Raw genomic sequence first — 24502 nt, forward strand, 5'->3', positions numbered from 1 at the left:
TATTAAATGACATGTGGTATGACTACCCACATGTCATTTATAAATTGGAAAGGTGTCAGAGATGATAATGAATAAGGGGTTATACTATTACTTTTATAAGTTATGGTCATTTATAAAAATTGGATTAATAACATTTATCGCAGTGATTCCGTTTGGATTATTATACTTTGGAGCAGGTCGTTCATTTTTTCAAACAGTTAGCCTTATGTTTATAAGTAATAGTTGTTTATATTTTGCAATATTAGCTATGATGACAAGTATGAGAAATTTAAGTGAAAAAGGGGAAGAATTAACTTTTAAAGGTTTCTTTTCTAGATATGTAAAAGTAACAAAATCTGAAATTACTTGTGGTTTGATTATTAGTTTATTATTTTCAATTTTACCCTATCTCATTTCAACATTGAATACAGTACCAGCAATTAGTTGGATGAGTTTTATCGTATTAAGTTGGTATTTTTTTATTGCATTAGTCATACCGTACTTGTTTACCTTACAAACTTATTTTTATTGGGACTTGATTAGCTTATTTAAAACGGCAAGTAAATTAGTTTTTCTGAAATTAAAGGAAACGTTTATATTTTTTGCGATGACAATTATATTAGTTTTTTTCTTTTTGAGACTACCTCTTATAGCCCTGTTTTCAGCAATTCCTTTTTATTGCTATTTTCTAGTGAAGCTATTCCAACCAATTATCAAATTTTTAAAAGCTATATAAAAAGACACCTTCGAAGGGTGTCTTTTTTTACAATAATTTTTCTTTTTCTAAGAGAGAAATAAGATTAACTTTACTATCAGCTACGACCTTCCTAATCTCTAACTCAATGCCTTCATTTGCTAAATATTTAAACGTGTCAATGTCCTTTTGATCAACAGCTACAGCATTAGTAATCATTTTTTTACCATGAGAAAAACTCATGCCACCTATGTTAATAGTATCGAAAAAAATACCACCACTGACGAGTCGTTTAACATCATGGGGATTAGTAAATAACAGCATGGCTTTAATGTCATTAAATCGATTATCAGGAAAAATATCAATCATTTTTTTGACAGTAATAACATTTACTTTAACGCCTGGTGGTGCAGCTTGAATAAGTAATTGTTTTCTTAAGTGGTCATAAGCAACAGTATCACTTACAACGATGATACGATTTATGTTGAATGCTTTTGTCCAAACTGTTGCAACTTGCCCATGGATAAGTCGATCATCAATTCTGGCTAAGCTAATGGTCATACTCATAAGGTTCTCCTTTTTGTTTAAAATTCGATATCATCATTAGTGGTTGTATGTACATCTGTTAAGTCTTTTGTCAATTCATTTAATACGATTTGATTGATAAAATAACGTTCTTCAGTAGGGAGCTTAAGATGAAGTATAGATTCTAATTTATCGATTGCTTTCGTTATTTCTTCAGCATGTGGCAGTTGATTCATCTCGTGTTCTTGGCTAGTTGTCAATGTCAATGTATCTTGAGTCATAACACGTTGAATAGCTCCAGCTGTATGCATAACGAGATTAATTCTAAAGTGATGTAAGTTGTCAGAGTCAGGCAAAAGAGTACTTAACTGTTTTGAAAAGGTCCATAGCGGCTCAATTAATTTAGTTGGATTAATAAAACTAAAGCTATCTGACATATAAGTTTCACAGGCAAGTTTTGCTTGATTTTCTGATAAGGTTACAGTCTGGTAGTCTGATTTATTTAATAATTTTTCAATAATGACGCTGGTCTCTCCAATAAAGAAATTCTCCATTGAAATGAATGGGACAGCGAGTTTAGGATCTGTAATCCCTGTAGATGCAATCACATCATAGTTCTCTTGTATAGTACTTATGTTTGATTGAACATCAGCAATAGATATAGGAATAACACGCAGCTGTGTTCTGTTTTCTTCTGATACAGTGGATTCTATTAACTCTTTCATACGTTCTGCCGTTCCAATACCTGAGGCACAGATAGCAATAATCGCTTTTTCTTTAGGTGTTGAAGATGAGGGATGGCTGTAACTCATATCATAGCCTTGAAATTTCTTTAATGAATCATATAAATCATCTAATCTAGTGTCAATGAGCGCTGTTTTGCGAGCGGTCTCTAAAACAATAGGTGTGGAAACCATATCTACTGTTTTAATAGGTATAGAGGTTTGACGCATAATTTCTTCAGAAAAAGTTGCAAGCGAACCCATGTCAACGAGTAAAAGGACACCGTTACCTTCATTTACCTCTTTTACGGCGGTAATAATGGCGGTTAAGGCTTCAGAAGGTGCCATTTCCAATGGCATATCAACCGCACGTAAATTATCGACATTAAGAAGTTGAGTGACAACTTGTACCATGCTGGTTGCAGTACTTTTTCCGTGTGCAGCGACAACAATACCTATTCGCCCAATCATTTTATTTTCTTTTAATGAAATTAAAAGAACGGCTAAATAAAACACCTCAGACTCAGGTAAACCTTGCTTAAATTCGTCTTCTATTAAAGCTTTTATTTCTTTAGCAACTTTAAATTCGTCTGGATGGTCAAGTACCATGGTTTTTATGTTTTCATTGACAGTATAATCACGTTCTTTTCCCGAATGACTACGTTTAATAAATGAGCTTAGGTGTAAGCTAACTGCATAAATAAAATTAGATTGGAAATGGTAGCCAAGTTGCTCTTGCGCAAATCGGTAAATTTGTTTTGTAAGTTCTAGGACACGCTTATCAACCAATTCAACGAGCTTGTTGTCACTGTCGAATGTAAACCCATGATTTTTATAAAATGATTTCAAGTGGACGTTGATATCGGTTTTAATAAAATGAGTAATGGCTTCTTTGTCTAAACCATCATGTTCTAAAAGAGTAGCCTTGTCACCGATTATTTCATAAAGGTTGTAAGGGAGCTCATAAGAATCTGATTGAATAGCAACCGCTGGTTCGTTAGGTGAGACAACCATAACAGGTTCCAAGACTTTGGATAGTTCATTAAGCGAATCACGGTTGTTAGCAAGTTGTAGCATGCCATCTTTGATATTCTCTGTAAGTTCTTCTAGTTCAATGTGCAACTCATCTTGTTCCATTTGGTTTAAAAAGGCACGAGCGGTTACCAGTTGTACATTTGATTTTAGTTGTCCAACATTACCGTAAGAGACACTTCCAATTAACGCCTTGACAACATCTTCTGATAATGAAATTTTTCGTTTGATACGTGACGCTTCTATGGATGTCATTGTGCGTAATAAATCTACTTTTTCCTTAGCTGGCCTATCTTCAAAATTAGGTAGTTGAATAACAATTGGAATTCGTCTAACAAAGGTATTAAGCAAAGCTGAGGTCGGATTTTCGGTCGTAGCACATATAACTCTTACATCAGCTTTATGGGTTTTACCAGATTCACCTAGACGTGAATAGGTACCGTGATCGAGAAAATAAAAGACCATTTCTTGTCCTTCAGGAGGTAAACGATGAACTTCATCTAGAAACAGAATACTTCCATCCGCTTCATGAATAATCCCATTTTTATCTTTGGTTGCACCTGTAAATGCCCCGGCAGCATATCCAAATAGATGGGACATCAATAGTTCAGGATTATGAGCGTAGTCTGCACAGTTAAAGACAATGAGGTCTTTATCTTCAGGAATGAGTTTATTTAACTTTGCAAACCGAAAAATAGCGTGAGCAAAATAAGTTTTCCCTGATCCAGTAGGACCTGTAATCAGACAGTTAAGACCTTTGGGAGGATAGAGAATAGCTGCTTTTGCTTGTTCAACAGAATTTTTCATACTGCCTGTTACGCCAATCATTTGACTGAAAATATCGCGAGATGACGGCGTATTTCTAGAAGGTAGAGTAGTGTTTATCTGAGTATTGGTTTCACTCATTTCATTTTTATCTTGCAAATAGCTAGTAACAGGTTTAGAGAATGGCTGATGGCGTAAAACACCTATGTCAACGTATTTGACAGGTCGACCCTCTATTTTTCCTAATCGACCTTGACGTACAAGCTCATTTAAATCCTTACTTGTATTAGTTCTTTGAATGCCTAGAGCTTCTGATATTACTTTAGTAGTTAAGCCATAACCAAGATGGAGTTGATCAGGTGTTAAATGTTGTGTTTGCTTTAGAACATGTTGATAAATACGGTCAATTCGTCTCATAAGTGGCTCCTTTTATATAGTATTCAAAAAATATTAAGAAATATAATAATCTCATATGATAACGTTGGTTTAGCAAGGTGTATACAAGTGTATTATATAGTGTATTGTTAAAATAGTATACTATCATGGTTAATAAGTGTTGACAAATAACACCAATATTGTCAGAATAAAAAAGACGTCTGGACGGTTTTTAAGGAGGAGTGGACTGATGAAGAAAACAGAGATTAAAAAACAACGTATATTTGATGCGACCGAATCACTGATAAATGAACGTGGTGGAGATTTTTCTTTAGAAATGGTAGCAAAAAAAGCTGAGGTGAGTAAGGGTGGCTTACTTTATTATTTTCCGACTAAAGAGAGTTTGCTAGCTGCACTTGCTCTGGCTATCCATGAAGAGTTTACAGCAGGATTGATTGACAAGGCAGAGCAATCAGAAGAAGCAGGCAGATGGACGAGGGCGTTAGTTGATTCGTTGATAGAAGATATGAACAGTGGCATGAAATTAAATGTTGCTGTTAGAGCGAATATGATGATTGATAATCAACTGATAGAAAAAGTTCAATCTGATTATGAAAAGATTCAAATGCGTGTTGAAAATGATGGGATTGACCCAATAAATGGCACTATTGTTAGATTGACGATGCAAGGGTTATACCATGCGATGTGGTTTGACGTGGCGCCATTAGGAAAACAAGAGACATTAAACGTTGTCGAAAGATTACATACATTGATTCAATAAAAAGGGAACTGAAGGGAACAGTAAGATGAAGAAGATTATTTCAATTATTTTAGGAATTATAGTACTGGTAGTTGCAGGCATAGTTATTTTATTTAGAGGTGAAATAGCAACTCTTTATAATGTGAAAAAAATAGACGATTATGGTTTTTACCAAATGGAGTACAAAGCCGATTATGGTTTTGATAAGTTTTTAGAAAAAGGGGTAACAAACGATACTGAGTTAGTAAAGTTTGTATCTAAACAGTTATTAAAAGGAATACCATTAAGCATTGATATTCCAAACCTAGGGTGTAGTACCTTTAATACAGTGAATGAAAAGGGTGAACCTAACTTTGGTCGTAACTTTGACTTAGGCTATTCGCCATCTGTTATTGTTAAGACAGCGCCTAAAAATGGATTCAAGAGTTTATCAATGGTTAACCTAGAATTTTTAGGTTACGGTAAAAATGCATTGGATAACATGAGCGATCGATTGTTTAGTCTAGCAGCTCCTTATATTCCTTTAGATGGTATCAATGAAAAAGGTGTAGCAGTGGGTGTTTTATTATTACATGACAAGCCAACGAATCAAACAACTGAAAAAGTAGATATTACAAGTACAACGGCTATTCGTTTAATCCTAGACAAAGCAGCTTCAGTAGATGAAGCTGTAAAGTTGTTAAAAAACTACGACATGCACGATTCAGCCAATGCATGTTATCATTATCAAATTACCGATGCAACAGGTAAGAGCGTGATTGTAGAATATATTAACAATAAAATGTCAGTTCTTGAACCAGAGGACAACTACTTTGGTGCAACGAATTTCTACTTAACACCAGGTGAGAAGTTTAACAAAGGGAAAGGTCAAGATAGGTATAAAAAAATCATGACAACTCTTAAAGATAAAAAAGGCGAACTGACACGTGATGATTCAATGGATTTACTTCAATCTGTAAGTACAGATAAAGAAGAAAAGAAAGATGCGACACAGTGGAGTGCGGTTTACAACAACACACAACGTAACATGGATATTGTCATTGGTAGGAATTATGATAAAATCTATCATTTTGATTTAAATTAAAAAAGAGTTCCCGAAAAGGGGACTCTTTTTTATGCCAAATCATGTAGTTGTGGCGCTAATCTCTCTTTGATGTAGCCAACATTATTTTCATGCGTGAGGATATTTAAAGTATCACCTGCTAAAAGCAGGGTATCACCTCTGGGAATAATTTCTTTTCCACCACGTGTGATACTTGCAACTAAACAGTCTTTAGGCCATTTGGCTTCTTTGATCATAGAGCCATCGAGATAACTCCCCGTGTGAATTGACAATTCAATGATTTCTTTTGAACCAGAAATGTCAGTTTCTTGAGTCGGAATCATACGAGAAAGTAGTGCTTCATAGATAGGTTCAGTTCCAAGCAAGTCTGATACGAGATAGGCAACTAGAGAGACAACTGCGATAGTCATCAGTTGCTTAAAGTCGCCAACCATTTCAGTAATTAAGATACAAGCAGTAAGTGGTGCTTTACCAATGGCTGAGAATAAGCCCGCCATACCTAGGACTAAAAAGTTTAGTTTAAATGACATATCTATAGAAAAGATAGGGAAAATAGCTGTTGCAAATAAGGTTCCTAATACCGCTCCAAGGGACAGTATAGGTAAGAAAATACCACCAGGTAAACCAGACCCATAGGAAATCATTGAAAAAACGAAACGCAAACTTACAATTCCAATCAAAACTAAGAAGGTTAGGTTATTTTGAGCAACTAAAAAGATGGTGTCGCTACCCCCTCCAAGTAAATTAGGCCACATCAACCCAATAGGAATGACTAATAGTAGTGGAATGATACTATAGTAATGAGCAGGTATTTTTTTTAACGCGCCATAGAACGTAGGCATCCACAAAAGAGCTTTAGAATATAAAACACCAGCTAAACCTAGTAATATACCAAATAATAAAAGTAAACCATAATGGCTAAGTGGTAAACGTTCAATTTGACCGAATGATAAAATGGGTGTTAACCCGAAAAAGTGTAGAGAAACAAAGTTAGCAGTAGTGGTTGCTGATAAAGTTGTCAGTAAAACAATGGGTGAAAAGTTGTGTTGTATTTCTTCCAAAACAAATAGTAAACCGGCGAATGGTGCATTAAAAGCAGCTGCTAGACCTGCACCTGAACCACTGGCTAATAATACTTTTTTTGACATGGTATTGCCTTTTAAAGCGTAGTTGACACCTTGACCGATAGAAGCCCCTAATTGGATAGAAGGACCTTCACGTCCTAGAAATAAACCAGATGAAATAGCTAGAACACCTGCTAGAAATTTTTTCCATAAAACTGAAAACCAATTAATAGAGAGAACACCCGCAATTTGACCTTCAACTTGTGGAATACCACTTCCTTTTATGTAAGGTTCTGATTTGATGGCGTACCCAAGGATTAGGCATAAAAATAGTGAGATGATAATCCAAGGGATAATAAGAATAGGGTCTATTGCCATGAGATAATAGGCTTTTTTTACTAAAGTAAATAGTTCCTCAATGGCGACTCGAAATAGGCTGACTCCTAAACCAGCGAGTAATCCGACTAATATTCCTTTTCCAATAAAGTAAATTTTAGAACGATCGAAATAAGTAGTAACGTATGACTTGTGTTCAGTGACTTTCAATTGCTGACTCTCCTTTTTGACTAGAAAAACTCTCAACTACTATGATAGTCCTAATAGGTTAAATGTCAAAGAGAATTTTTGTGTTTCATTTCACAAAAAAGTGTATACAAACAAAAAACTACGTGATATAATTCACATATATTCAAGTGGGAGGTTATTTATATGAAAGCAGCAGTCGTAACGAAAGATCATAAAGTATCAGTTGAGGATAAAGTATTACGCCCCATTAAGCATGGTGAAGCGTTAGTAGATATGGAATATTGTGGTGTATGTCATACAGACTTACACGTTAAAAATGCCGATTTTGGTGATGTAACGGGAACTGTTTTAGGACATGAAGGAATTGGTGTTGTAAAAGAAATCGCAGAAGGAGTGACAAGCTTAAAAGTTGGCGATCGTGTCAGTGTTGCTTGGTTTTTCGAAGGATGCGGACATTGTGAGTATTGTGTTAGTGGTAAAGAAACACTTTGTCGTAACGTAAAAAATGCTGGCTACACAGTTGACGGTGGGATGGCTGAAGAATGTATTGTAACAGCAGATTATGCTGTTAAAGTACCAGATGGATTAGATCCAGCAGCTGCTAGTAGTGTGACATGTGCAGGTGTGACAACTTATAAAGCAGTGAAAGAAGCAAACATCGCACCAGGTCAATGGTTAGTTGTCTTTGGTTTAGGTGGCCTTGGAAACTTAGCCCTACAATATGCTAAGAATGTTTTCAATGCTAAAGTTATTGCAGTTGACGTTAATGACAAACAATTAGAGTTTGCTAAAGAAATGGGTGCTGATTTAGTAATGAACCCACTAAACGTTAATGTTGAAGAAGAAATTGTTAAATTATGTGATGGTGGTGCTCATGCTGCAGTCGTTACAGCCGTAGCTAAATCAGCTTTCAACTCAGCTGTAAATGCGGTACGTGCTGGCGGTACAGTTGTCGCAGTCGGTTTACCACCAGAATCAATGGACTTAAGTATTCCTCGCCTAGTATTAGATGGTATTCGTCTGGTAGGTTCATTAGTAGGAACTCGTGAAGATCTTAAAGAAGCATTTGAGTTTGCTAAAGAAGGAAAAGTTGTACCTAAAGTTCAAATGCGTCGTTTGGAAGAAATTAATGAAATCTTTGATGAGATGGAACAAGGTAAAATCCAAGGTCGTATGGTCATTGATTTAAAAAAATAAGTTAAAATAAAAAGCTGAAACTTATAAAGTTTCAGCTTTTATTTTTGACTCAACCCAGGTGACATTTCAACTAGGAAATTCGCAAACTGGATGTCAGGTTGTTGGGCGAGATTTGTCATAATTTCTTGATGTAAAATGGTTTTAGTACTTGATCCCTCACGGTAGTGAACAAGGTATCTCACTTTCAAATCAATACCTACAGTTGTCACATCCATATTAAAAGTAGGTTCAGTAGTTCCGTTAGATAGTGCGATAGCAGCTAACTCTTTTTGAATGTTAGTAACGTCTGTAAATGTACGATTTTTTAAACGAGAAAATTCTTTTTTACAGGCCGTTGTCAAAATTTGTTGTCCTTTTTGCCAATTACTATCATGTGAAATCGTGTAGCATATTTCATTCCATACAAAATGGTTAAGTTCCGTATAGTTAAATACCTCATGGTCAAATATGTAACTATTGGGTATTTTAATAGTACGTCCAGTTGGTGCGTCAGAAGAAAACCAGTTACTGATTTCTACTATTGTAAAGTGGATAAAACCAGTTTTAATGACTTCTCCTTTGACACCATCAATTTCAATTCGATCGTAAAGTCTAAAGTGTTTACGTTTTTCGATAATAAACCAAGCGATAATATTGTTAATCATGCCCTTAATATAGATAGAAACGAATAGAGCAGCTAAGAATAATAAGAGGATAAAAGTATCCATTGCTTGCATCCATGTTTTTAAGGTGGCTAAAATCATAATAGTCCGAGTGGTACTTTTTAAAATAGCACGGCAACGGTACAGAGTCTTAACATTTTTAATTTTTTTCTTTAATACTTTCATACCTAAGTATTCAATAGAGAAACCAATGATGATAATGAAGAGCATCATTGAAAATTTAGTAGAGTATTCTTGTGGATTCTGTAAACCCTTGGCAATGTTCATAGTTGCATTCATAAAATAATCGCTAATTGATTGTTCCATACAAGTTATAAGTCCTTTTCAAAATATTTTTAACATCTGATTAAGTATAAAAATAAAAAGTATAATAGTCAAAGAATATTATTTAAGGCGTGATAAGTGAAAAATAAGAGGGACTAAGGGTATACTGTACAGATAGGTAAAGAGGAGGAGTTTTGTTATGATAGAAAGAAAAGCATGGTCGATTAATGGGTTTGTAGGATTAGTTGTGATGATATTACTATTTTCAGCAGCGGTTACTTCATTTTATAAAGGTGTATCAGCTGATGGTATAACAAATATTGTTTGGGTAATAGTCGGAATAGTCCTTGCTTTAGTTGCAGCCTTATTCACATCATCTTTAACAATTATTTCGCCTAATACAGCAGTAGTGTTAACCTTTTTTGGAAGATATGTGGGGACAATTAATCAGGCTGGGTTATTTATGACAACCCCATTAACAAGGAAAACAAAAGTGTCGCTTAAAGTAAATAACTTTAATAGTGTCAAAATGAAAGTCAATGACTTAGATGGGAATCCAATCGAAATTGCAGCAGTAGTTGTTTATAAGGTTGTAGATACGGCAAAAGCTTTATTTGAAGTAGATTATTACACTAATTTTATCGAAATTCAAAGTGAGACAGCTATTCGTCATGTAGCAACAAAGTATTCTTATGATGGTGATGACAACGAAATTTCGTTAAGAGGAAATGTGAGTGAGATATCAGAAGAATTGGCAACAGAGTTACAGGAACGATTAGAAGTTGCAGGAGTTGAAGTATTAGAAGCAAGATTGACTCACTTAGCTTATTCTACTGAGATTGCAAGTGCGATGTTACAACGTCAACAAGCAAAATCAATCCTTAAAGCTCGTCAATTAATTGTAGAAGGTGCTGTAGAAATAACACAGTCAGCAATTGATCATTTGACGGAGAAGCAAGAGATGATGTTAACTCAGGATCAAAAATTACGTTTAGTGAATAATTTATTAGTAGCAATTATAAGTGAAAAAGGAGCGCAACCGACAATTTCCGCTGATCAAATGACAGAATAGAAAAATATTCTTTTATATTAAAATCTAACATTTAAAAACGTTTATTTATTAGTATGATATTAAAAATTATAGAATAGCTGTTTTTCTCAAAAAAGAATTAGTTTATGGGAATACAAGCTTTAATAGGATTTAATACCCATTAAATAAGGGTTTCAGAGGTTAACGTATTGAAAAAAATTATGAGTAATTGAAAAACAAAACAGTTATTCTTTCATCTTATTTTAATTTTTCTCATGAAAACTATTGTTTTTTTAACCTTTATGTATTAAAATTCATATAAATACTATTATATTTATTAAGAAAGAGTGAGTCGATGAAGTATACACGTGAAGAAATGGTTCAAAGTGTTCCTCAGACTGGTTTCTTCGGTCAGCCTAAAGGGCTTGGGATATTATTTTTTGTAGAATTCTGGGAAAGATTTAGTTACTATGGCATGCGTGCTATTTTGCTATTTTATATGTACTACTCAGTTACAGAAGGTGGATTAGGATTACCAATCGAAATGGCGCAATCAATCATGTCATTATATGGAGCTCTTATATTTATGACCTCATTATTAGGTGGCTGGTTAGCGGATAGAGTATTAGGATCTAGAAAGTCCTTATTCATCGGAGCGACTATCATCATGTTTGGTCATATGGTATTAGCTTTACCAGGTGGCGGTAATTTAAGCATTCCGTTCTTCTTAATTTCTATGGCACTTATTATTTTAGGATCAGGTTTAATGAAACCAAATATTGCAAGTGTTGTTGGTGGTCTGTATGATAAAAATGACGCACGTATGGATTCAGGATTTGTTATCTTTTATATGTCAGTTAACATGGGTGCATTAGTATCACCAATGATCGTAGGTCAATTACAAACATCATTAGGATTCCATTGGGGATTCGGAGCAGCTGCTGTAGGTATGGCAATTGCGTTAGTAGTTTATGCAATGTATAACGTTAAATCATTAGGGTTAGTTGGGAAAGATATTCCTAACCCGTTACTAGATTCAGAAAAATCAAAATATAAAAAAGGCTTTGCTATTGGAGCAGTTGTTTTAGCAGCTTTAATCGTACTAGCTAAAATGGTTGGTATGTTAACATTTGATAATATTTCATATGTTATCACAGGTTTAGGCTTAATCTTACCAATTGTTTACTTTACATCAATGTTCAAGAGTGAAAAAACAAATGCAGTGGAGAAAAAACGTTTATTAGCGTACATCCCACTATTCTTATCAGCAGTAATGTTCTGGTCAATCCAAGAACAAGGATCAAGTATTTTAGGATCATTTGCTGATCAAAAAACACAATTAGACTTAAACCAAGTGGTTGGAATTAACTATCAAGTACCGGCAGCGTTCTTCCAATCAATTAACCCAATTTTCATCGTTTTATTAGCACCAGTTATTTCAAGTTTATGGTCTAAATTAGGTAAATATAACCCATCAACAGCAATGAAATTCTCATTAGGGTTATTCTTTGCAGGCTCATCATTCTTAATTATGGTTATTCCAACATTAGGAATGGTAGATGGTGATTTAATTAACCCATTCTGGTTGATCCTATCATTCTTCTTATGTGTTATCGGAGAATTATGTTTATCACCAGTTGGTCAAAGTGTATCTGTTAAATTAGCACCAAAAGCTTTTGAATCAACTATGTTAAGCTTATGGTTATTATCAAATGCAACAGCTCAAGGATTAAATGCTCAGTTAGTTAGATTATACAATGTATTAGATAGCTCTCAGTATTTTGGATTCTTAGGAATTATGGCAGTTGCTTTAGGAATTATTATTTTAATAGTGTCACCATGGACTAAAAAAATGATGGGTGGCATTCACTAATCAGTAAATCAAGGACGGCTCTCAACTGAGCCGTCTTTTTCTTTACGAGTAAGAAGGTAAGCTTAAATAAAAAGAATGTCTTTTTTTATTTAAACTAACTTTTTTGCGAATACACGTTGTTAATAGAGGCAGAGTATATTAAAATATAATTAAGTACCATTTTCAAAATGTGAGACTATGAAACACTACGGTTGGATAACGTGGTTGTATATTAAGGGGAAAAAATGAAGAATAATCGAATTTTAATGATTGGTTTGCTTGTGATTGTTGCGATGACTAGTCTTTTAGGTTTTGGACAGACGAGTCAAGCTGAGCGAGCAAAGTTCAAGACAGTAGGGTACTTACCAGATTATGATGTTGGTCATATTGACGACACAGTTGATTTTACTCAATTTACAGATGTTAACTTTTTTTCAATGGTTCCTCAAAACAATGGAGAGCTGAAATTTTCTGATACAGGTAGTGCGTCACAATTGAAAGAATTTGTAACTAAGGCACACAAACACCGTGTTAGAGCAGGAGTTAGTATTGGTGGTTGGAATTTAAGTGACAACTTTGTCCAAGCAACATCAAAAGAAAATTTGGCGACTTTTGTAAAGAATATTGCCAAATTAGTTGATAAATATGAATTAGATACAATTGATATTGATTGGGAATACCCAGATGTTTCTGAAGCAGCTCAATTTGAAAGCTTTATGAAGGCATTAAAAAAAGAACTTAGTCCTAGAGAAGTTAAGATATCAATCTGTGTTCCCTCAGGAATAGGCTCAACTGGTGATATTACTGGGAAATGGGAAGATAATTTTACACCAGAAGCATTAAATACAGCGGATTGGGTAAATATAATGGCGTATGATGCACAGGTTCCAGGAGAGGTTAGCCATTCACCAGTAGACTTGCAAGCGAACAGTTTAAAGTATTGGAATAAGTTAATGGGTGGCGATAAAATGTCACACTTAATTGCAGGTGTTCCTTATTACGCTAAGTCTAATATTGGAACGGTTATGACTTATAATCGTATTTTAAATATCGCTCAAGATAAGATTAAAGGTGATAAAATCACGTATAATGGTGCAGAGTACCACTTTAATAATAAAAAAACGATTAAAGAAAAAACAGAAGCCTCAATAGAGCTAAAATCATTAGGTATTATGATTTGGACACCAACTCAGGATGCTGATTTAACGAGTTCAAATCGTTTGACAGATGTTATTGTGAATACGATTGAAAAAGATAAACGTGTGACATTAGATAAAGGGCGTGTTATTTTTGGGAAAGTAGCCGTTAACCCACCCAAAATCTATAAAGTACCCGTTAAACTACTAACAAATTTAGTTTGTGTAGCATTAGCTTTAGTCGGTGTTTTATTCTTTAGAGGTGGTTTTAATGAATATGTTCCTGATATATCAATTAAAGGGAAAAAAATACGTTCAGTTAAATTTGCTAAGATAATAGGAGCCAGCCTGCTAGTTATAGCATTAACAGGTTTGATTTTAATTAACTTACCATGGTATATGATATTATTAATAGTTCTTGCTATTCTTGGTGGAATTTATTATATCTTCTTTACATAAAAAAGAGTTGATGCTTTTTAGCATCAACTCTTTTTTTATGATCTAATTTTAAGTAATAATTCAGTTGCGAGTTTTGAATTCATTTGCTTTTCATTTTTTAATCGATTGGCTAGGTCGTCTATCTCATCACCTATTGCACCAGCATGGATAGCTAGTGATTTAGCATGTAAACTCATGTGCCCACGTTGTATACCTTCGCTGACGAGTGCTTTTAAGGCGGAGAAGTTTTGAGCTAAGCCGACTGAGACAACTGCTTTAGCTAAATCTATTGCTGAATCAAGTTGTAGCAGCTCTTGGTTGATTTTAGCAAGGGGAAGAACGCTAATAGCACCTCCTACAGAGCCGACAGGCATAGGTAAGGTTAATTCTCCAACTAATTCATTATCATCGTTAATCGTCCAGTTAGACATACTTTGGTAGCTTCCTGTACGAGCAGCATAAGCGTGTGCACCAGCTGCAACAGCTCGTGTATCATTACCTGTCGCAATCAAGACAGAATCAATTCCATTCATTATTCCTTTATTATGAGTAGCGGCGCGGTAAGGATCAAGTTTCGCGTAGCGAGTTGCTGCAGCAATACGCTGAGCAATCGTTTTGCCGTCCATATCTCCAGTAGCTAAGTCATCAAAAGAGACGCGGCACTCACTTGTCACAAGTGAGTGATCGTTGTAATTACTTAAAATACTCATAAGACAATTACCACCAAGCCACTCATTAATTTGATTTTTTGTTCCTTCTAGTAGTGTATTAACGATATTAGCCCCCATAGCGTCTTTAACATCTACAACAAGGTGAATAGTTAAGAATTCAATGTCACCAGACTCATTTTTAATCAAACGAGGTTCGATACTTAGGAGACCACCGCTACGTGCAACAATTGATGGGTGAGCTTCTTTAGCTAATTCAAAAATATCATGTTCATGACTTAAAATAGTAGATTTAGCTTGCTCGAAATCCTCTAAATCACTAATAATAATTTGACCGATCAGTCCGCGTTCCTTGACAGTTGTTTCGAAACCACCAAGAGGACGCATGAATTTAGCGCCATTACTACATGCTGCAATAACAGAGGGTTCTTCTACAACCATAGGGACAACAATATCTTTACCGTCTACAATAAAATTAAGGGCAACACCCATGGGCAGTGGAAATTGCCCAATTTGATTTTCGATTAAACTGTTTGCAACAGTCTCTTCGAGAATTGTATTAGCTTTGATTAACTCAAGAGAGTCTGAACTTAAAAAGCCTTCGTCATGAAGTTGAGCTAAACGTTCCGCTCTTGTTTTTTTATAAAATTTTGATAAGTTAGATGTCATGATAGCTCCTTAGTTAGTTGGACGTGAGACAGCAAGTGCTAAACCAATACCGCCACCCACACAAAGTGAGGCGATACCATTCGTTTTGTTTTCACGCTCCATAGTATAAAGAAGTGTTGTTAAAATTCGAGCGCCAGATGCGCCTAATGGATGTCCTAGAGCAATCGCTCCACCATTAATATTTACTTTTTCAGTAGGTAACTCTAAATCTTTTACGATAGCAAGGGATTGAGAAGCAAAAGCTTCATTAATTTCGAATAAATCAATATCTGAAATCTTACAATCCATTTTAGTTATAAGTTGTTTAATGGCATAGTAAGGAGCATATCCCATGTAGTTAGGATCATTTCCTATTTCTGAATAGGCGTCAACTGTAGCCATATATGGAATGTTTTTAGCTTCAGCAATATCTTTGGCCATAAGTAATAGAACAGATGCCCCGTCATTAATCGTTGAAGCGTTACCGGCGGTTACTGTACCGTCTTTTTGAAAAGCTGGTTTTAATGTGGCTAATTTTTCTTCAGAACTAGTTGGGCGAATGCCTTGATCTTCTGAAATAACAGTTCCATCTGCTAATGTGACCGGGACAATCTCTTTTTTAAAATAACCAGCATCACGAGAAGCTGCCGCCTTTAGTTGAGAATTATTAGCATAAGTATCTTGTTCTTGACGGGTAATCTGATACTTTTCGGCAACTGCTTCAGCAGTAGTCCCCATATGTTGGTGACTAAAAGCATCAGTTAAGCCATCGCTAATCATGGAGTCAACAAGTAAACTTTCATCAAAATGCTGGTCAGCTTGTGGACGTTGATGTAAAAGAGGAGAAAGTGACATATTTTCAATTCCTCCAACAATAACAGTGTCCGCATCACCAAGTTGGATGGCTTGTTTCCCTAAGATAACAGATTTCAATCCAGAACCGCAGACTTCATTTATAGTCATAGCGGGTGTGGTAGTAGGGATTTCAGAATGAATCGCAACCTGACGAGCAGGGTTTTGACCGATACCAGCCTGTAAGACATTTCCTAAGATAACTTGATCAATAGATGTGGGGTCAACTTGACTGCGACTAAGTAACTCTTTGACTGCACTCGTACCTAGTGAGACTGCAGAAGTGTTGTTAAAAGCCCCTTTAAATTTTCCAATAGGTGTGCGTACAGCACTAACAATAACGACTTCTCTCATGAGGATCCTCCAATAGTTTATTTTTTATAGTAATAACGTTGATGATCTGTTATCTTTTCGATACAAATTGAAGCAGGATCTGCTTGGGTATCAAGTTTCATTTCAGAGCCATCTTGTGGAAGTTTTTCTTTAAATACTGCTTCGTATTCTGGAATAGTTAACGCTTGGCGTTCATTTAATAAGTTGTGGTGTGCTTCTGTTTGTAAATGGTCAGAGAAACCAGGAACTAAACGACCTGTAAAGAATTCACCAACAGCACCAGAACCGTAGCTGAATAATCCTATCAACTGGTTGTCTTTTAAATTAGGTTGGTTGTCAAGTAGCGAACACAGTCCTAAGTAAAGAGAACCTGTGTAAATATTTCCGATAGCTTTGGTATGTAAAATACTATGCTCGTAGTTGGTTAATAATTTTTCTTTGACAGAATCAGTTGCACCATCGTTTTCTAAAACAGGAAGTAACGCTTTTTTACCCATTTTAGAGTAAGGCAAGTGAAAACACAGAGCTTCGAAGTCCTCTAAACAACGGTTGGTACGACGTTTATATTCTTCCCAAACAGTTGAAAAGAAGGTGATGTAAGCTTCGTTTGAAAATTTACCGTCAACCAAGGCATTATCACTGTAAACTGGGCGCCAAAAATCAAAGATGTTGTCAGTATAGACAACAGACTCGTCTTCTAACGCTAAGATTTTAGGATTATCACTCACAAGCATAGCAACAGCGCCAGCTCCTTGAGTCACTTCGCCACCTGTTGCAAGTCCGTAGCGGGCAATGTCAGAGGCAATAACCAGTGCTTTTCTTCCTGGGTGAGATTGAATATAATCTTTCGCCATTAAAAGTCCAGCAGTTGCACCGTAACAAGCTTGTTTAATTTCAATAGCTCTAGCGAAAGGTTGAACACCTAGCAACTGATGAATAACAGTTGCACCTGCTTTTGAATAATCAATTCCTGATTCTGTTCCTAAGATAACTAGATCAATAAGCTCAGCATCTTCTTTTGAGACAATTGGTAGAGCTGCATTTGCTCCCATTGAAATAGTATCTTGTGTAAGCGGTGGGAAGGCCATTTTTTCTTGTCCAATCCCAATCGTATATTTAGCTGGTTCTACCCCACGAGCTGTCGCAAGGTCAACTAGGTCAACGTAAAGATGTGGTGCAAAGAAATTTAATTTATCAATACCAATAGTCATAGTAGTTCCAACTTTCAATTTTATTTTTATAGTAGTGCGTAAACTCTGTGAAACATATCCTTATTGATTTTAACACACTGACGCAAATATAGTAGAAGGAAGAACGTCAATTTAACGTTTATTTAAAATTTGTTAGGCAATAGGTAGAAGTGAAAAATAAAAAAGCAATTAGACGGGGATGTCTAGCTGCTTTTTTTTGATTCAATTTTATTAAGCCAAGTTTTTAGTAATGTAATGTAATCTTCATTTTCTTCAACAAAGGGCATGTGTCGACTATAAGGGAACAATGTCCACTCTGCATTAGGTATGGCATCTGCCATTGTTTTGGCTATAAGGGGTGTAGATAAGTCATTTGTCCCGCTTGTTACAAGAGTAGGGATAGTGATAGTTGCTAACTTGTCTCGGTAATCCCATTCACTTAAATTGCCATTAGGATGAAATTCATTCGGTCCCCAGGCTGTAATGTAGGCTTCTTCACCACTCGCTTTTTTACGACGAAGTGGTTCTGGAGAAGTTTCATCAGGTGTATCACCAGCATGAAGTTGCATGAAAACATCATTCGCTTGGAGGTATTCCGGTCGAGTAAAATCGTTGTTTTCTTCCGCCCATTTGATTGCGTCTTGGTGTTCTTCGGACATGAGTTTAATCAAACGGTGTTGTTCTTGTGACCATAGTTCTGATGAAGGTAATGTACTTGATAAGATCACACTTAGGATACCGTTTGGAGTATGGTCACATAAGTATTCGATAGCAAGCATACCGCCCCATGATTGCCCTAGGATATGACACTCGCTAAGATTTAGAAAATCACGAAGTGCGATTAATTCTTCTATCCACGTTTTAGAGCACCATAAATCAGGACGTGAGGGTGTAGCAGAAAGGCCGCAGCCGAGTTGGTCATACATAACAAGTTGACGGTTATCTTCTACGGCAAGTTTGTCTAATAGTTCAAAGTAATTATGAGAGGAACCAGGTCCTCCGTGTAATAAAACTAATGGTTTTTTTGTTGGATTTGGATCACCCACAATACGATAATAGGTTTTGTAACCTAAATAAGGCATGTAACCTTCTGAAATTTTCAAGATAAGCCCTCCTTAATTTTTAGGGGTTCGATACTATAATAACACAAAAAAAACGGAAGTTTAAATATATTAAATTGTAAGCCTTTTTTTTGAAAAAAGTGGCGAAAAAGCTTGTCAAATAGCGAATCTGGTCTATAATAAATGAATATGATTTTGAGAGAAAAGAAGATAGCGGAGGGCGAAGAATGAAGAAATTAGGTTTTGACCCACAGAAGTATATTGAAGAGCAAACGAAGTACATTTTAGAGAGAGTGAATAACTACGATAAATTGTATTTAGAGTTTGGTGGTAAGCTAATCGGAGATAAACATGCTAAACGTGTTCTTCCAGGTTTTGATGAAGATGCGAAGATTAAACTGTTGCACCGTTTGAAAGACCAAGCTGAGATTATTATCTGTGTCTATGCTGGGGATATTGAACGTAACAAAATTCGTGGTGACTACGGGATTACTTATGATATGGATATTTTACGCTCAATTGATGAGTTAACAGAATATGGCTTATCAGTAAATAGTGTTGTAATTACACGTTACAGTGGGCAACCGTCAACTAAGTTGTTCATCAACAAATTAGAACGTCGTGGCTTGAAAGTTTACACACATGAAGCGATTGAAGATTATCCATCAAATGTTGAAAAAATCGTAAGTGATGAAGGCTTTGGTAAAAACACATACGTTGAAACAACTAAACCGATTGTCGTGGTAACAGCACCTGGTGCAGGTAGTGGTAAATTAGCAACATGCTTAAATCAGTTGTATCATGAAAGCCGTCTAGGACGTTCAGCTGATTATTCAAAATTTGAAACATTCCCAGTATGGAATGTACCGTTGAAACACCCTTTGAATATTGCGTATGAAGCAGCAACAGTCGACTTAAAAGATGTGAATATGATTGATTCATTCCATTATGAAAAATACAAAGAAGTAGCGGTTAACTACAACCGTGATATTGAGACCTTCCCTGTTATTAAACGTATTATTGAAAAAATTACAGGAAAAGAATCAGTCTTCCAATCACCAACAGATATGGGTGTTAACCGTGTTGGGTTTGGAATTACAGATGATGCTGTCGTTCAAGAAGCATCAAAACAAGAGATTATTCGTCGTTACTTCTCTACAGCATGTGACTTCAAAAAAGGCATTGTGGATGAAGAAGTGTTACAACGTATGAAATTAATCATGGAAGAAGTTTTATTAAAACAAGAAGACCGTACAGCAGTTGTCCCTGCCCGTGAGTATGCAGAAAAACTGAAAGAAAATGATAATTCAAATGATAAAGTAGCCGTGATTGCGATTGAATTACCAAATGGTGAGATTATCACCGGTCGTACGAGTGAGTTAATGGATTCATGTTCAGCAGCACTATTGAATTCACTTAAGACGCTTGCAAATATTTCTGATGAAAACTTCTTATTATCACCAGTTATTCTTGAAACAATTCAAAAATTAAAAACAGAAGATTTAAATAGTAAATTGACAGCTCTTAATGCAAATGAAGTATTGATTGCTTTATCAATTAGCGCCGTAACTAATCCAACTGCAAAATTAGCCTATGACAAATTAAGCGAGCTAGAAGGTGCACAAGCTCATTCTACTGTTATGCTAAACAAAGATGATGAACAAATTTTACGTAAACTTGGTATGGATGTTTCATGTGATCCTTATTACCCATCATCAAACTTATACTATGTATAAGCTTTAAACCGTAAGGCCCCAAAGACGAAATTGTCTTTGAGGCCTTTTATTGTGTTTGAGTGAGCATCTCTTTACTTTACTTGCTTCCACAAGTTTGATTTAATTAAATACTTAAGGGAGGTAAGTGTTATATGTTAAAACGATTTTTTAGTTATTATAAGCCGTACAAGAAATTATTTATTCTTGATTTTGGTTGTGCGACTATAGCGGCATTGTTGGAGTTGGCTTTTCCAATTGTGGTAAATCAAGTGATTGATAAAATTATGCCACAAAAAAATTGGCGTTTAATCTTGGTGGCATGTCTGTCACTGTTATTCTTTTATTTAGTTAATACGGTTCTGCAATATATTGTGGTTACATTTGGCCACAGATTAGGTGTTAATATTGAAACAGATATGCGCCGGGATTTATACGCCCATCTTCAAAAGCAATCATTTGAATATTACGATAATCAAAAGACAGGGAAATTAATTAGTCGCCTGACTACAGACTTGTTTGAGATTTCAGAAGTGGCACATCACGGGCCAGAAGATATTTTTATTACGATTATGACTTTAGTAGGTGCGTTCTTATTGATGATGCAAATTCATGTGAAGTTAGCGATTGCGACGTCAATTCTGATACCGTTTATTACCATTGCCTTGATAGTCTTTAATAAAAAGATGACAAAAGTAAATACTGAAATTTACGATAATCTAGGTGAGTTTAATGCTGGAATTGAAGCCTCTGTAAGTGGAATTCGTGTGGTTCAATCCTTTACTAATGAAGCTTATGAGCGTCAACGTTTTGAAAAATTAAATCAATTATACAGACGTTCAAAAATTAAATTTTATAATGTGATGGGTGTCAGTTCATCCTATAATTATTTCTTAATGCGTTTGATTAGTCTATTTGCTTTGATTTTTGGCTCATTCTATACTATTCGTGGTGAGATTACGTACGGTCAATTTGTAGGGTTTATCTTATTGTCGAATGTCTTTATTCGTCCGATTGAAAAAGTAAACAATATGATTGAAAGTTATCCAAAAGGAATTGCTGGATTTAAGCGTTTTATTAAGGAAATTGATACGCCGTCAGTTGTTCAAGACACTACTGATGCTGGCTTATTAGAAAATCCAAATGGGACTATTTCTTATGATCATGTTTCCTTTGCATACAGTGATGGGACGCAAGTTTTAGATGAAATCTCATTAGATATACCAAAAGGTGAAACGATTGCTTTTGTTGGTCCAAGTGGGGCAGGTAAAACGACATTGTGTAATTTATTGCCACGTTTTTATGACATTACAGGCGGCAGTATTAAAATCGGTGAACAAGATATTAGAGAGGTGACCTTAGAGTCGTTAAGGGAAAATATTGGTATCGTGCAGCAAGATGTCTTTCTATTTCCAGGAACGTTACGTGAAAATGTGGCCTATGGTAATTTAAAAGCGACTGATGAAGAGGTAAGAAGATCGATTGAGTTAGCCCATTTAGAGAAAGTTGTTGCGGATATGCCAGAAGGAATTGAAACGATTGTTGGTGAACGTGGAGTTAAATTATCAGGGGGGCAAAAACAACGTGTAGCCATTGCCCGTATGTTCTTAAAAAATCCGCCGATTTTAATTTTAGATGAAGCAACATCGGCGCTTGATACAGAGACCGAACAAGTTATTCAAGAGTCGTTATCTTTATTAGCTGAAGGAAGAACGACATTAATAATTGCTCATAGACTGGCAACTATTCAAAATGCAACACGTATTGTTGTGGTTGATGAGCAAGGGATTATTGAAGAAGGTCCACATGATGAGTTAATGGCTCAAAATGGAGCGTATAAAAAATTGTATGATGCACAATTTAGAGAAGAGTAAAAGTAGCGGGACTTCCCGCTACTTTTTTTATTTAGCTTGTTATTTTATTAGAAAAGATAAGTGAACACCTTAGACAATATTAAAGCAATCTTGTCTTCTTTATGGTAGAATATAGAGTGAATTAATTTAGAGATTATTAGCACGTGTTGAAACTGGAGTGTAAAAAAACTACTTGCAACAGAACGAAAGCTGTTAGCTGAAACAAATTAGATTTAGCTGAATAGTCGTTACGCAAGTGGCTGTTTAAGTCAGTTCAAGATAGCTGGTCAAATAAATCAATTAGTAAAGCATCCAGACGGTGCTCAGAAAATAGAAAAAATATAAGAGGTGGAAAATTTGAGTAATATCAAACTAATCCCACTTGGCGGTGTACGAGAGAATGGTAAAAATCTATACATCGTAGAAGTGGACGAAGAAATATTTGTATTTGATTGTGGGTTAAAATACCCAGAAAATGATTTATTAGGAATCGATATTGTTATTCCGGATTTCAGTTATTTAATTGAAAACAAAGACAAAGTAGCCGGTGTTTTCTTAACACATGGTCATGCGGATGCTATTGGAGCATTACCGTACTTACTTGAGAATTTAGATGTTCCTGTATTTGGTACAGAATTAACAATTGCATTAGCAAAAATTTATGTGGATGAATATCCAGGCTCTAAGAAATTTAGCGATTTCCACGAAATTGATGAATTTACTGAGATTGATTTTGAAGGTGGAACAGTTAGCTTCTTCAGAACAACTCATACTATTCCGGATTCAGTTGGGATCTCACTTAAAACAAAAGAAGGGAACATCGTCTACACAGGTGATTTTAAATTTGATCACAGCGCTATTCCGATGTACCAAACAGATTTTGCCCGTTTAGCTGAAATCGGTAAAGAAGGTGTATTAGCACTATTAAGTGATTCTACTAATTCAGAAAATCCAATGCAAGTGGCGTCAGAACGCGAAATTGCTGAGGAAGTTTACGATACGTTACGTTATTGGGAAGGTCGTATTATTGTAGCTAGTGTGGCGAGCAATATTCAACGTATTCAACAAGTTTTAGATGCAGCGCACCGTTCACTTAGAAAAGTGGTACTAACAGGTGAAGATTTAGAAAAAATAGTTCGTACGGCGATTAAAATTGGGAAAATCCAATTACCAAGTGAAGACTTAATTATTGATATGAAAGATTTATCTAACTATCAACCTGAAGAAATTTTAGTACTTGAAACAGGTAAAACTGGAGAACCAATCAAAGCTTTACAACGTATGGCAAGTGCTCGTACAAGAGGAATTAACATTTCAGAAGGCGATTTAGTTTACTTAACAACGACACCATCGATTGCAATGGAAACAACAGTTGCGAAGACAGAAGATATGATTTACCGTGCTGGTGGAACTGTAAAATCTATTTCAGATAACTTCCGTGTATCAGGTCATGCTAACCCAAATGATTTGAAATTAATGTTAAATCTTATGAAACCTAAATACTTTATCCCAATCCAAGGGGAATACCGAACGTTAGCAGCGCATGCTGATCTTGCTCACGAATTAGGAATGGATTATAAAAACATCTACATCACAGGACGTGGCGACATTTTAGAATATGCTAATGGTCGTATGCATATGGCCGGATCAACCGATGCGGATAATATAATGATTGATGGTTTAGGTGTAGGTGATATTGGAAATATCGTCTTGCGCGATCGCCGTATTTTATCAGAAGATGGTATTTTCATTGCGGTGACAACAATTAATCGTAAACAACAAAAAATTGTATCTCGTCCTCAAATTACGTCAAGAGGTTTTGTTTATGTGAAAGAAAGCAAAGACTTGATGAAAGAGAGTGCCGCTATTGTAGAAGATATCATTGCTGAAAATCTTAAGAGTAACGACTTTGAGTGGGCTAAATTGAAACAAGATATTCGTGATCAATTAAGCCGTTATTTATTTGAACAAACAAAACGTAGACCTGTTATTTTACCAGTGATTATGGAGACAAGCCAACGTCAATATCAAAATAAAAAGCAATCATAGTAGCTATAAAAAATCTTATTCAGCAATGTGTGAATAAGGTTTTTTATTATTGT

18 protein-coding genes are annotated in these 24502 nt (G+C 35.5%); 10 read left to right on the forward strand and 8 right to left on the reverse strand.

Annotated elements, in window-relative coordinates; translation table 11 throughout:
* Positions 1 to 67: 67 nt before the first annotated feature.
* Positions 68 to 715: a hypothetical protein gene (locus tag OL233_RS02890; RefSeq protein ID WP_275470878.1), complete on the forward strand. Its 648-nt coding sequence runs from the start codon at positions 68 to 70 to the stop codon at positions 713 to 715.
* Between the two features lie 27 nt (positions 716 to 742).
* Here the strand turns inward: OL233_RS02890 and OL233_RS02895 are convergent, their stop codons facing one another.
* Together OL233_RS02895 and OL233_RS02900 are read right to left on the reverse strand one after the other, a co-directional pair.
* Positions 743 to 1240 (reverse strand): mannose/fructose/sorbose PTS transporter subunit IIB, encoded by a 498-nt coding sequence (locus tag OL233_RS02895; RefSeq protein WP_275470879.1) that lies wholly within the window; start codon positions 1238 to 1240, stop codon positions 743 to 745.
* A 17-nt stretch (positions 1241 to 1257) separates the two neighbouring features.
* Positions 1258 to 4134: a sigma-54-dependent transcriptional regulator gene (locus OL233_RS02900; RefSeq protein WP_275470880.1), complete on the reverse strand. Its 2877-nt coding sequence runs from the start codon at positions 4132 to 4134 to the stop codon at positions 1258 to 1260.
* 208 nt (positions 4135 to 4342) lie between these two features.
* On the opposite strand from OL233_RS02900, the gene OL233_RS02905 reads away from it, so the two are divergent.
* Both OL233_RS02905 and OL233_RS02910 read left to right on the forward strand, forming a co-directional pair.
* A complete protein-coding gene (locus OL233_RS02905; RefSeq protein ID WP_275470881.1) occupies positions 4343 to 4873 on the forward strand; it encodes a TetR/AcrR family transcriptional regulator in 531 nt (176 codons plus the stop codon).
* 25 nt (positions 4874 to 4898) lie between these two features.
* Positions 4899 to 5936, forward strand: a complete 1038-nt coding sequence (locus OL233_RS02910) for a linear amide C-N hydrolase (RefSeq protein ID WP_275470882.1) — start codon at positions 4899 to 4901, stop codon at positions 5934 to 5936.
* 29 nt (positions 5937 to 5965) lie between these two features.
* On the opposite strand, the gene OL233_RS02915 is transcribed toward OL233_RS02910, so the two are convergent.
* Positions 5966 to 7525 (reverse strand): ClC family H(+)/Cl(-) exchange transporter, encoded by a 1560-nt coding sequence (locus OL233_RS02915; RefSeq protein WP_275470883.1) that lies wholly within the window; start codon positions 7523 to 7525, stop codon positions 5966 to 5968.
* A gap of 162 nt (positions 7526 to 7687) precedes the next feature.
* Here OL233_RS02915 and adhP point away from each other — a divergent pair, with 162 nt between their 5' ends.
* Complete coding sequence (adhP, locus tag OL233_RS02920; protein ID WP_275470884.1) at positions 7688 to 8701, forward strand: alcohol dehydrogenase AdhP; 1014 nt, start codon at positions 7688 to 7690, stop codon at positions 8699 to 8701.
* 38 nt (positions 8702 to 8739) lie between these two features.
* Here adhP and OL233_RS02925 read toward each other — a convergent pair whose 3' ends face one another.
* A complete protein-coding gene (locus tag OL233_RS02925) occupies positions 8740 to 9669 on the reverse strand; it encodes a mechanosensitive ion channel domain-containing protein (RefSeq protein WP_275470885.1) in 930 nt (309 codons plus the stop codon).
* Between the two features lie 157 nt (positions 9670 to 9826).
* Here OL233_RS02925 and OL233_RS02930 point away from each other — a divergent pair, with 157 nt between their 5' ends.
* The 3 genes from OL233_RS02930 to OL233_RS02940 all read left to right on the forward strand — a co-directional run bounded on the left by OL233_RS02930 (position 9827) and on the right by OL233_RS02940 (position 14104).
* Entirely contained in the window at positions 9827 to 10699 is an 873-nt protein-coding gene (locus OL233_RS02930; RefSeq protein WP_275470886.1) for an SPFH domain-containing protein, read from the forward strand.
* Positions 10700 to 11012: 313 nt separating this feature from the next.
* Positions 11013 to 12530: a peptide MFS transporter gene (locus OL233_RS02935; RefSeq protein WP_275470887.1), complete on the forward strand. Its 1518-nt coding sequence runs from the start codon at positions 11013 to 11015 to the stop codon at positions 12528 to 12530.
* 224 nt (positions 12531 to 12754) lie between these two features.
* Positions 12755 to 14104 (forward strand): glycoside hydrolase family 18 protein, encoded by a 1350-nt coding sequence (locus OL233_RS02940; protein ID WP_275470888.1) that lies wholly within the window; start codon positions 12755 to 12757, stop codon positions 14102 to 14104.
* A gap of 35 nt (positions 14105 to 14139) precedes the next feature.
* On the opposite strand, the gene OL233_RS02945 is transcribed toward OL233_RS02940, so the two are convergent.
* From OL233_RS02945 to pepI, 4 genes are all read right to left on the reverse strand, one after another.
* Positions 14140 to 15420 carry a hydroxymethylglutaryl-CoA reductase, degradative gene (locus tag OL233_RS02945; protein WP_275470889.1) on the reverse strand — a complete coding sequence of 427 codons (1281 nt, stop codon included), beginning with the start codon at positions 15418 to 15420 and terminating at the stop codon, positions 14140 to 14142.
* A gap of 9 nt (positions 15421 to 15429) precedes the next feature.
* Entirely contained in the window at positions 15430 to 16605 is a 1176-nt protein-coding gene (locus tag OL233_RS02950) for an acetyl-CoA C-acetyltransferase (protein ID WP_275470890.1), read from the reverse strand.
* Positions 16606 to 16622: 17 nt separating this feature from the next.
* Positions 16623 to 17795: a hydroxymethylglutaryl-CoA synthase gene (locus OL233_RS02955; RefSeq protein ID WP_275470891.1), complete on the reverse strand. Its 1173-nt coding sequence runs from the start codon at positions 17793 to 17795 to the stop codon at positions 16623 to 16625.
* 182 nt (positions 17796 to 17977) lie between these two features.
* Complete coding sequence (gene pepI / locus OL233_RS02960) at positions 17978 to 18877, reverse strand: proline iminopeptidase (protein ID WP_275470892.1); 900 nt, start codon at positions 18875 to 18877, stop codon at positions 17978 to 17980.
* A 185-nt stretch (positions 18878 to 19062) separates the two neighbouring features.
* Here pepI and OL233_RS02965 point away from each other — a divergent pair, with 185 nt between their 5' ends.
* The 3 genes from OL233_RS02965 to OL233_RS02975 all read left to right on the forward strand — a co-directional run bounded on the left by OL233_RS02965 (position 19063) and on the right by OL233_RS02975 (position 24449).
* A complete protein-coding gene (locus tag OL233_RS02965) occupies positions 19063 to 20571 on the forward strand; it encodes a DUF1846 domain-containing protein (protein ID WP_275470893.1) in 1509 nt (502 codons plus the stop codon).
* 131 nt (positions 20572 to 20702) lie between these two features.
* Positions 20703 to 22421, forward strand: a complete 1719-nt coding sequence (locus tag OL233_RS02970; RefSeq protein WP_275470894.1) for an ABC transporter ATP-binding protein — start codon at positions 20703 to 20705, stop codon at positions 22419 to 22421.
* Positions 22422 to 22757: 336 nt separating this feature from the next.
* Positions 22758 to 24449, forward strand: coding sequence for a ribonuclease J (locus OL233_RS02975; protein WP_275470895.1), 1692 nt, complete (start codon positions 22758 to 22760; stop codon positions 24447 to 24449).
* The last annotated feature ends 53 nt before the right edge of the window (positions 24450 to 24502 follow it).

Source organism: Vagococcus proximus (genome assembly GCF_029143285.1).
In the GTDB taxonomy this organism is placed as follows: domain Bacteria; phylum Bacillota; class Bacilli; order Lactobacillales; family Vagococcaceae; genus Vagococcus_D; species Vagococcus_D proximus.

What these genes read in the sequence shown, in the direction of transcription:
- OL233_RS02890 (WP_275470878.1), top strand. Translation starts at nt 68, where the DNA reads ATGAATAAGGGGTTATACTATTACTTTTATAAGTTATGGTCATTTATA.
- OL233_RS02895 (WP_275470879.1), bottom strand. Translation starts at nt 1,240, where the DNA reads ATGAGTATGACCATTAGCTTAGCCAGAATTGATGATCGACTTATCCAT.
- OL233_RS02900 (WP_275470880.1), bottom strand. Translation starts at nt 4,134, where the DNA reads ATGAGACGAATTGACCGTATTTATCAACATGTTCTAAAGCAAACACAA.
- OL233_RS02905 (WP_275470881.1), top strand. Translation starts at nt 4,343, where the DNA reads ATGAAGAAAACAGAGATTAAAAAACAACGTATATTTGATGCGACCGAA.
- OL233_RS02910 (WP_275470882.1), top strand. Translation starts at nt 4,899, where the DNA reads ATGAAGAAGATTATTTCAATTATTTTAGGAATTATAGTACTGGTAGTT.
- adhP (WP_275470884.1), top strand. Translation starts at nt 7,688, where the DNA reads ATGAAAGCAGCAGTCGTAACGAAAGATCATAAAGTATCAGTTGAGGAT.
- OL233_RS02925 (WP_275470885.1), bottom strand. Translation starts at nt 9,669, where the DNA reads ATGGAACAATCAATTAGCGATTATTTTATGAATGCAACTATGAACATT.
- OL233_RS02930 (WP_275470886.1), top strand. Translation starts at nt 9,827, where the DNA reads ATGATAGAAAGAAAAGCATGGTCGATTAATGGGTTTGTAGGATTAGTT.
- OL233_RS02935 (WP_275470887.1), top strand. Translation starts at nt 11,013, where the DNA reads ATGAAGTATACACGTGAAGAAATGGTTCAAAGTGTTCCTCAGACTGGT.
- OL233_RS02940 (WP_275470888.1), top strand. Translation starts at nt 12,755, where the DNA reads ATGAAGAATAATCGAATTTTAATGATTGGTTTGCTTGTGATTGTTGCG.
- OL233_RS02945 (WP_275470889.1), bottom strand. Translation starts at nt 15,420, where the DNA reads ATGACATCTAACTTATCAAAATTTTATAAAAAAACAAGAGCGGAACGT.
- OL233_RS02950 (WP_275470890.1), bottom strand. Translation starts at nt 16,605, where the DNA reads ATGAGAGAAGTCGTTATTGTTAGTGCTGTACGCACACCTATTGGAAAA.
- OL233_RS02955 (WP_275470891.1), bottom strand. Translation starts at nt 17,795, where the DNA reads ATGACTATTGGTATTGATAAATTAAATTTCTTTGCACCACATCTTTAC.
- OL233_RS02965 (WP_275470893.1), top strand. Translation starts at nt 19,063, where the DNA reads ATGAAGAAATTAGGTTTTGACCCACAGAAGTATATTGAAGAGCAAACG.
- OL233_RS02970 (WP_275470894.1), top strand. Translation starts at nt 20,703, where the DNA reads ATGTTAAAACGATTTTTTAGTTATTATAAGCCGTACAAGAAATTATTT.